Below are 9,312 nucleotides of genomic sequence, written 5' to 3' on the forward strand. Positions count from 1 at the left end.
CATACTTGGGCTCTAAAGACATCAGGATGTCGAGCATGTCTAATTTGCCGACAACTTTTTTTCCACTGTCTAACACCAATATTGCGCGGTGTTTGTGCTTCGAAGGGTCATATGACATTTGCGCTTTTTCCAAAGCCAGAACCGTCTCGTAAAGATTCGCCTCCTGGGGAACCGTTGCATACTCTTCGATTGGCACCATCAACTCCTTTACAATTACCGTTTTCATATCTCGTCTCCCACAAATTCAAGTGTGCTTGGCATTAACTTCAATCTCTAATGCGTAGTTGCCAGATTCCAGCCAATACGTCCGGCCATGAGTGTTACCCAGGACCGATGCAGTCTGGCCCTTAATTATTGGTGAATTACTGCCTCTCTGATCCGCTTAGCCAGTGATTCGATATCCAAGGGAATCATGAAGTCATCAAAAGCACCCAGTTCCATCCCTTCAATGGAGAGATCCATATGGCTGGCATCGTTAATGAGAATAATCTCGGTTGTGGGCCTGATGGCTTTGATCGGTCGAATCAGGGCCAACCCTTTACGTCCCAGCCCGTCTACCCCCAGCAGGACAGCATCGATTTTTTCTTGAGCAACGATGGCTGCCACATCGTCTTGGGGGGTGATTTTATCCACCGTAAACCCCTTCGCCTGTAAAAACTGGTACAGATTTTTGCGAAAACGATTTTCGGCCTCAATAATTAATATGTGGATGCCCATGATTCTATTCGCCTCTTTGAAACGATTAGAACTGATGCTTCGCAAAGGGCGTGCCAATATAAATAATTACAATAATAATAATAGGTTATGCTAAATTTGATGTGATGGGGAGTGTTCAATAAAGACAAAATAAAACATTATAGAACGTTTTATATAATACGTATTGAAACGTTATGAGACATATGCTCCTCGTTTTCCATTTTCGGTTACGAATAGCGACCAATGATCACATGTAAACAACCACCCTTGAAAAAAGTGGTTTTGGTCATCAGGGATAGCGGGAGGAATAAGAAGGGCTGGCAGTGCGACTGTTTAACGCACCTTTTAGTTCTTTTGAACCCTCTGCCTGGCAGGGGCTTAAGGCCCAAACAAGAAAAGGTGGTTGGCGGGCTTGCCTTGAAAACGGTGTATGATAGAGGTCCAGGATTATTTTGCGGCTTTACTTTTATCTGAACTGCAGTGGCTTACAAAATAACACCGGGTTTAAGCGTTCCTTCGATAAATCGCTCCAGGGCCGATTGGCTTGAACCAATCACAGAATCGATGACTTCAATCCGCTTCCAGGTGAGATACTGGTAGTAATCATCTTCGATCCCGCTGCAAATAACGGTGTGAACGCCTTCAGTGATGATTAGATGGCAAAGCTGATCCGCGGATGCACGGGGCAGGACCACCATTCGTTTCTCCCCTGAACCGGTTTTTCCGATACCGGTAACGATCAGCACCTCCGTGGCCAGATCGAATCGCGGAGCCACATCATTTTCGTGCAGGGGAATAAGAATTTTTATAGACATCGTCAGCCAATACCGTATTGTTTCATTTTGCGCCACAGCGTGCTTCTGGCCCAGCCCAGTGAGATTGCAGCTTTGTTTTTGCGCCCGCCTACCTTGACCAACGCCTCCATGATCATTCGCTTTTCAATATCAGGCCATCTCTGGTCGGACTCCGGACGCGTCAAGCCGTCCTCTACGTTAACGGCCGGACGGTTTGGGGGTTCCGGCGCCATGGCAGTGACATAGACCTGGCCTTTATCTAATAAATAAGAAGGCAGGTGTTTGGTTTTAATTTGTCGATCGCCGCAGATATTTATGGCGTATTCAACAATATTTCTCAGCTCTCGAACGTTTCCCGGATAGTTGTAGGTCAGCAAACATTTTAATGCCTTGGGTGACAGAGCGGCTTTTATTTTGCCCAGCTGGGCTGAAAGGGTATTTAAGAAATGATCCAAGAGCAGCTGAATATCACCCTGTCGATCGCGCAGGGGGGGGAGATGCAGCCGGATCACGTTGAGCCTGAACAACAGATCTTTTCGGAATCGGTTGTCATTGACTCTTTGTTCGAGATTTCGATGGGTGGCTGCAATAATTCGCACATCGGCGGCAACGCTTTTGACACTGCCTAACGGAAAGACCTCTTTGTCATCCAGAAAGGTGAGCAGTTTGACTTGAAGCGAAATTGGCAGATCGCCGATTTCGGTAAGATAAAGCGTACCGTTGTGTGCCAGTCGAAATCTCCCCGGTTTATTCTCTACCGCACCGGTAAAAGCCCCTTTGCTATGGCCGAATAATTCGGATTCTAAAAGGGTTTCCGGTAACGCACCGCAATTGATCTTAACGAAAGGGCCCTTGGCCCGGTTCGACGATTGGTGGATCGCTTCGGCCACCATGTCCTTGCCGGTACCGGTTTCCCCGGTGATCAGGACCGATGAGTCGCTCTGGGCCAGGGAAGGAAGAATCTGAAAAATTTTTTCCATTTTCGGACTTCTGCCGATGATATTGTTGAACTTGTAGGCATGGCTGATGGTTTCATCGAGTTTCCGAAGCAGGCTGATGTCTTCCACGGTTTCCAAAAATCCAACCATTTTGCCCTCGAGGTTTTTCAGCGGTGCCGAGGTAATGCGAATGGGAATTAACTGGCGGTCCCGGTTGACCAGATTGCCCTCGATGCATTTCGGGCCGGACGCTTCATGAACAATCAACGCCGGACAGTTTTGAAGGCAAATATCGCTACGCAAAATCTGGGCGCAGGCAACACCGACCAATTTCTTTTGATTGAAGCCGGTAAGGGCTTTCAGCGTTTGATTCATCACAACGATCCTGCGGTCCAAGTCCAGGACCATGACGCCGATGGTGATTTCATCCAGCAGCCCGAAAAAATCGATCGGATCATCGAAAAGGTTGTTGATGCGAGGTGGCGCGCTGGTGTTCAGGCCGGAAAGTACCCGAATAGAATCTGCGATATTCGCAGGAGTAGGATGGTTGGAAATTTTTTCCATGGGTAATCAATAGCATAACTCAACATTTATTTGAAAGCGGTCCCATAGAAAAACTGGGAAAAATTTTTTATTACATCTTAAATCGATTTGAAAATAGCGTTTTATTTGTTTCATTTCTTTCGGTTCTTCTTAATTTTTAGATTTACATCCATCTGGAATAAAAGCAAAAATTACTAAATGAACCCACTTTTTACAGCGTCTTGCCAATTCCATTAAACAATTATATAGTACAGGTCTTGCTTCTATTCATCTTTCCCAAACGCTGAACTTTTTTTCATGGCGAATCTATATATAGTCTTACCTGTTTCACTGAAAAGCACTTAGTCGGCTATATGGAATTCGTAAATCAAAGACTATCAGAAGAACATAAACGGTTGATTGATACCCTTTTAGAAGAAAGCGCGCAAGTTAGCGACTGCGTGATTGATATCGTTGACGTACTTAACGCGCATTTTTTAATCATCGACTATTTTTTTGAAAATGGTGAGGGTGGAAAAGGCGTCGCGGGTATCGGCCCTATCGATAAGGGATTGCTATCATCTGCGGTTGCTGCGCAAAAAACCGAATATTCAGGGAAACTAAAATGGAAAACGGATTATGAAAAATGTGCGGCACTTTTTTACGGGCTGATTAAAAACCATCCTTTCCACAACTATAACCAAATAACCGCACTTTTAACGGCACTATATTACCTGTCCAGGCTAAACCATGCGCCGACGGCCAGTCATAAAGAACTTGAGATAATAACGAGGATCATTGCATCCAATACCATACGAGATCGCAAGGCGTTTAAACCCTTCTCAAAATTTGAAAACGGCGAAATTCGTTTCCTTGCCCAGTATTTTCAGAGAAACATCCGACCATTAGACGAAAGCGATTACAAAATTACCTATAGCGAGTTAAATAGAATATTAGGCGGTTTTGGGTTTTCTTTAAACTATTCCCATGGAAATTCAATTGATATTGTTCGAATCGAAAAACGATCATCGTTCTTTGGGTTACCAAAAACAAAAGGGGGGCATACAAGCCTTGGTACGATTGGCTTTGCTGGGTGGAAAAGGGAAGTACCAAAAAAAGAGATGAAGCTTATTCAAGCGTATACGGGCCTTGCTGCAAACGAGACATTTAACCCTCGGATCCTTTACAAAAAAGGACCGCCACTATCGTCACTGATTAATCTATATGGTGGTATTTTCCCGAGCCTTGCACCCAACTGAGTACTTCCAATTAATCAAAAGGATAACGACCATGACCGTTCACCGCCAGGGTATACACGATCGCATCCAGTGGCTGCTTGATTTAGGCAGCGAACACGCACGCGAGTTTTGCACCCCGGAGGTATTCCTTGCCCGCAAGCGCTATCTGGCCAAACACCCCACCCTGGTAGCCGTGATGAAGTGCATGGATGGGCGTATCCACATCCCCTGGGCCACGCAGACGCCACTGGGCATCATTCAACCGTTTCGTAATCTGGGCGGTATCTTTGACCTTGGCTGGCCCTATCTTGGCGAAGTGCTCAATACTAGTTTTCAAAATGCGGTGAACAGCGGTCGTCGCGTGCTGTTGTTGATCACCTATCACTATTCGAAAGATACACCCCATCGGGGTTGCGCCGGTTTCGATTACAACCGAGATGCAGCCATCGAACACACCTACTGCATCAAGCGACAAGTCGAAGAAATCTTCGGAGAAGATCACCAGAGCGTCTACCCTGTGGTGTGTGGCTTCGAGACTGACCTGGATGCATTGATCCTTCATGGCGAACAGGGCAGCACATTGGATCTTGCTTCTGTGACTGATAGCGAGCGCGACGAATTGATGGCCAGGTTGATCGTTTTGTTTCCGGACATGCCCCGTCAGGTGATGCTGGACTTCCTGCCACTGATTCAAGGCAACATCGCCCATGTTGCTGAAATGCGTGACTCTGATCGAGAACTCGACATCGTCCATCGCGAATGGGCCATCTGCATCGGACGTGGCTTCGACTTTTTCCACGTCCCCAATGTTGCACTCATCGTCGGCCCTTACAGCCCCGATCTCAGTGATCCTATCCGGAAAGCCGCGACGATCATTCGCAACAATATGAGTGAAGGCCGTATCCCTGACGACGGATTTCTCCTGCTCACCTCCTCGCCATACCAGGAGATCGGCGTCGACCGCGCCCGTGCCACGCTCAAGGCCCGTTTTTTATCCCAATTCGCCGCCGATGTGATCGGCAACGCCTATCCTGATCTTCACCAAAAAATGGTTCCCTACACTGCGGTGCTAAACTGGCATACCCGTGACCTTGAAGTGATTTAAACCTAACGTTCGACTGATGCGCCCCTTGCCATAAAACCAATATCCGAACATGGCTGAGACATCCCATTTGCCTGCCTGGAGCCAGCAATTTCACCATTAAAGTCCTTTGCGTCGATGACGAAGTCAATTCGTTTAGGGAGGTCTCGGACTGGCTATCCATCAAGGGCTTGGGCATATTCGCGGAAACAAACGAAGGGGCTGCCAATACAAGAGCAGGATGTGGCGGTATTGGATTTGCGTATGCCTGGGGCTGATGGCACTGAGGTTTTCGAAACGCTTAAACAGAATCATAAATTCATTGAAAACATCATGCTGACAGTATATGTTACCCTGGACTTGGCCGCGGAATGGATCACGTCGACGCATTTAAATACTTGGAAAAGTTCTGCGATGCTACAAAGCATCGGCCTGCGAAAAATAAATATCAATGACGATATGCAAAAAAACCGTTCAGTCCGGTATGAATGAAAAAACCTCAGCGCCGTGCGGTGGAACGCGCCTTCCTTTCTGGCGCGGGCTCCTTTATGCCTTAGGCTGCGCCATTATCTATTTGGGCATATGGACTGCAACTCCCGTGACTCACGCGATGCAATCGGAATCCCTGGCCGTCCATTCCAGTCACCCGACCTGTGGCAATTACTGCGTAATGGCCCTTTGCAGGTTGAGCGTCCCCAGTTTCAAGTCTCCTGCCGGCCCAAACACGGCCGTTTTTCAATGGGTTTGGCACCATCCCAAAGAGACTGAATCGCCGGATACGGGTTCGACACCGGTAAAATGCTCCATTATCCCCGGTGTGCGTCCCTCGTCCATCGATGTTTCCGGAAATTTTTCGCTTTGCTCTAAACGAATAATCAACCGATTGTACCTGCAAAAAAAATCCCTATTGTGTTGAATCCCACCATTGATCCCTCACTGTAAAAGCGGGTCTGCCGACCCTACCCTAACCTGTGACGGAGATAACTGACGGCGTCCTTGGCAACCCGCCTACCCGTCGGTTTCGAGATAAAGTCTGGATCGCCAAATTAAATCTGCAAAACAAAGGGGCTGGTTATGAGAAGATCGCTGAACACCCAACACGTTATATTCACCGTTGTTTCTTTAATTTTGTTTTCGATCGTTATTGGTTGCGGCAGCAATGTCGATCTGGCAACCCAAATAAGCGGCAAATGGAAGCCCGTACAGGGTGAGGGCATTGTGGATATCAATCTGGCCAAGGAACCGAAATCCATGACTATCGACGGTCATGCGTTCAATGCTGTTGTGGAAAATATCGACAAGGGGTCCAACACGGTGCAAGTTCGGGTGGAGACCGAGGCCGGCAAGACAGAAGTGTGGTCGATCCACCAAGTCTGGAATGACAACGGCTCGACCTTCAAGCTAAATTTACGACACAACGGTACGACCGAGACACTGGTGTCCGTTGGTCATTCTTGAGGTGATTTCCATCAATTGAAAAACAAGGCAGGCAATTGAACTGAATAAAAGATCCTGGGTAGCAGAAATGCGGTTCGGCTTGTTTCATGCGTCCCAAAACATCCCTTAGGGTCGAGAAACCTTGATGCGGCCCGTTTTTGGATGTACTTCGACCATGAAGTTTGATGAACACGTAAAAAGTCGCATTTCAGACGGTTTCGTAAAATGCCCGAGATCAAGGCTTGCGGGCCGCGAAAGCGAGTTTTAGCGAGCGAACAGTATATCGATCTTCATCATTACGGCGAACATTCATGTTCCATCCTGAGAATACCGCTATCGCGGGTGCCGTAGGCAGCGTACTTACGGTACTCCGCAGTGACGAAGGATGAAGCGTAACGCAGATATCGGACTTTTTACGGGACCGTCAAGTTTTTCAGGTCGACCGGGATTGGTCCGATCTCACGGGCTCTGGAACTGCGGCCGAAGTGGCCTCATTGAAAAAATGCGGGATTGACAAACCCCTTCCGATACCCTCTCCGGCAGAGTTTATAGGCCGATTGCCGGTCGGCAGCCATTCCTAACTGGTTGACTGCTTCCATGGCCATCTGTATCCTTGGTGCTCATTTCTTTTTTAATTCCGCGACGCTATTCATTAGGGACCCCGGTTCACAGTTATTCTTTTAGACGACCGTATAAAAACGAATAGAAGACGGTAGGGGGCAGCACAACCCCATACCCATGCGCATGGCGATTTATTGTGCCACCAACCGGAGTATCAACAGGAGAATCCATGCATGGCAAGTTTCAGTAAGATCCTCAGAATTCTATCCCTGGTCGTAATCATCGCCGTTTCTTTCTGCCGGCCGGTTATGGCACAAACGCAAACCGACGGGGAAGCGGACAGCACGTCCGTCGAGGTTCAGGAACCTGTTATTGAACACGATTTTAAGCCGGAAATCGGCAAAATCGACCAGGCAGGCAACAAGGTCGGCGAAAGGATCGAGGCATTCGGGGCCAAGGCCTCTGATCGCCTTGGCGGATGGATCGACAGCAAGTTTTATGCGGATATCAGCTGGCTCAAGATGCTTTTCTGCCTGCTGCTGGTTTTTATCGTAGTGACCGTTGAACGGGGAGTTCATTTGCTCATCCGGCGCAAGATTGAGACCATTCCATCGGTGGACGGCGAGATCTCCTGGGCACGCCTTATTCTCAAAGCAGTAATGCGGCCGTTGAGCCTGCTCATTTGGGTCTACGGCATCTACGGGGCCTTGTCTCCCCTTTACAGCCATTTCCAGGGGGCGGACGGCAGCAACCTGGTTCACCTGGTGTTGCAGAAAACGGCGACGGTGGGCGGCATTCTGGCCTTTTTCTGGTTTATCTACCAGTTCGTCCATGTGATGGACGCGCGGCTCTCCCAATGGGCCGACAGTACGGAAAGTACCATCGACGACATCCTGGTGCCCCTTTTCGGCAAGACCCTGAGAATTTTTATTGTCATCCTGGCCGGCATCGTCGTGATCCAGAACCTCACCGGTGTGGAGATTGGACCCCTGCTTGCCTCGCTGGGGATCGGCGGCCTGGCCGTGGCCCTGGCCGCCAAGGATTCCATCGCCAATTTTTTCGGCACCCTGACGATCCTTTTCGACAAGCCCTTCCAGGTGGGCGAACGCATCGTCATCGACAACTACGACGGGGTTGTGGAGGACGTGGGTTTCCGCAGTACGCGCATCCGGCTTCTCACCGGGCACCTGGTAACCATTCCCAACGAAAAGGTGGTCAACTCAGGGCTGGAGAATATCGGCAAGCGGCCCAACATCCGCTGGCTGAACAACATCGGCATTACCTACGACACACCGCCGGAGAAGATCGAAAGGGCCGTGGCCATCATCCGGGAGATCATTGCCGATCACGAGGGCATGCACCCGGATTTCCCTCCACGGGTCTACTTCAACGGCTTCAATGACTGGAGTCTGAACATCCTGGTTCTCGCCTGGTACCATCCCCCCGAGTACTGGGATTTCCAGGAATGGGTCCAGCGCACCTGCCTGGAGATCACCCGGTGCTTTTCGGCAGAAGGGATCGATTTCGCCTTTCCCACCCAAACCCTGCACCTGGCCAACGACGCCAAACGGCAGCTCAAGGTCGAGCTGCTCGAAAAAGGCGACGTTCCTTCGATTGGGGCTCAGGGTTGAGGCGCCGGGGCAGGTAGAACGCAGCTTAAAAAAAGGAACGGCTCTCGCGAATTGCTTTGGCTGGCCTCATGCTTGTCCTACAGGGCAGGCATCGCCCGCTTAATCATTACTCTCTCGAGAAGAAAATATCCCCATACCAGGCAATGGCTTCCTGGTTGCTGTTATCCGTATCGGTCATGATGGCAACCGCGTCGATGGAGCTGATATCGTCATTGAAGCATAGTTTGAAATCGGCCCGCACATCGCGCCGTTCGGTCGCCCAGCCAGCGCCCTTGCCGGACTGCAGCGCCATGACGCGAGCGTTGCCGGTAAAGGCATTCTCCCACGTGCTGCCGGCGGGCTGCCGGCTCGACCACACATAAATCAGCGTTCGTGTGCGCCAGAATGCGATGCCGCCGGAGACGATGACATAGA

Annotated in this window: 9 protein-coding genes and 1 pseudogene; 5 read left to right on the forward strand and 5 right to left on the reverse strand. The window is 49.4% G+C overall.

Features of this window, described 5'->3' with window-relative positions; translation table 11 throughout:
* The 4 genes and pseudogenes from QNK41_RS03535 to QNK41_RS03550 form a co-directional block, all read right to left on the reverse strand.
* Nucleotides 1-226 (reverse strand): annotated as a pseudogene (locus tag QNK41_RS03535) (CBS domain-containing protein); the annotation flags it as partial.
* 125 nt (nt 227-351) lie between these two features.
* Nucleotides 352-717 (reverse strand): response regulator, encoded by a 366-nt coding sequence (locus QNK41_RS03540; RefSeq protein ID WP_319253810.1) that lies wholly within the window; start codon nt 715-717, stop codon nt 352-354.
* A gap of 464 nt (nt 718-1,181) precedes the next feature.
* Nucleotides 1,182-1,511, reverse strand: a complete 330-nt coding sequence (locus tag QNK41_RS03545) for a hypothetical protein (RefSeq protein ID WP_319253812.1) — start codon at nt 1,509-1,511, stop codon at nt 1,182-1,184.
* Nucleotides 1,512-1,513: 2 nt separating this feature from the next.
* A complete protein-coding gene (locus QNK41_RS03550; RefSeq protein WP_319253814.1) occupies nt 1,514-2,992 on the reverse strand; it encodes a sigma-54 interaction domain-containing protein in 1,479 nt (492 codons plus the stop codon).
* 332 nt (nt 2,993-3,324) lie between these two features.
* Between QNK41_RS03550 and QNK41_RS03555 the strand changes: the two genes are divergently transcribed.
* From QNK41_RS03555 to QNK41_RS03575, 5 genes are all read left to right on the forward strand, one after another.
* The gene (locus tag QNK41_RS03555) at nt 3,325-4,209 is read left to right on the forward strand and encodes a Fic family protein (RefSeq protein ID WP_319253816.1); all 885 of its coding nucleotides are present in this window, start codon (nt 3,325-3,327) and stop codon (nt 4,207-4,209) included.
* A gap of 31 nt (nt 4,210-4,240) precedes the next feature.
* Complete coding sequence (locus tag QNK41_RS03560; RefSeq protein ID WP_319253818.1) at nt 4,241-5,293, forward strand: hypothetical protein; 1,053 nt, start codon at nt 4,241-4,243, stop codon at nt 5,291-5,293.
* A gap of 114 nt (nt 5,294-5,407) precedes the next feature.
* Nucleotides 5,408-5,761 (forward strand): response regulator, encoded by a 354-nt coding sequence (locus QNK41_RS03565; protein ID WP_413815114.1) that lies wholly within the window; start codon nt 5,408-5,410, stop codon nt 5,759-5,761.
* Between the two features lie 582 nt (nt 5,762-6,343).
* Nucleotides 6,344-6,727 carry a hypothetical protein gene (locus tag QNK41_RS03570; RefSeq protein ID WP_319253822.1) on the forward strand — a complete coding sequence of 128 codons (384 nt, stop codon included), beginning with the start codon at nt 6,344-6,346 and terminating at the stop codon, nt 6,725-6,727.
* Nucleotides 6,728-7,500: 773 nt separating this feature from the next.
* Nucleotides 7,501-8,898 carry a mechanosensitive ion channel family protein gene (locus QNK41_RS03575; RefSeq protein ID WP_319253824.1) on the forward strand — a complete coding sequence of 466 codons (1,398 nt, stop codon included), beginning with the start codon at nt 7,501-7,503 and terminating at the stop codon, nt 8,896-8,898.
* A 106-nt stretch (nt 8,899-9,004) separates the two neighbouring features.
* Here QNK41_RS03575 and QNK41_RS03580 read toward each other — a convergent pair.
* The coding region (locus tag QNK41_RS03580; protein ID WP_319253826.1) for a DUF3047 domain-containing protein at nt 9,005-9,312 on the reverse strand (308 nt) is incomplete at its 5' end.

Source organism: Desulfosarcina sp. (assembly GCF_033791525.1).
In the GTDB taxonomy this organism is placed as follows: domain Bacteria; phylum Desulfobacterota; class Desulfobacteria; order Desulfobacterales; family Desulfosarcinaceae; genus Desulfosarcina.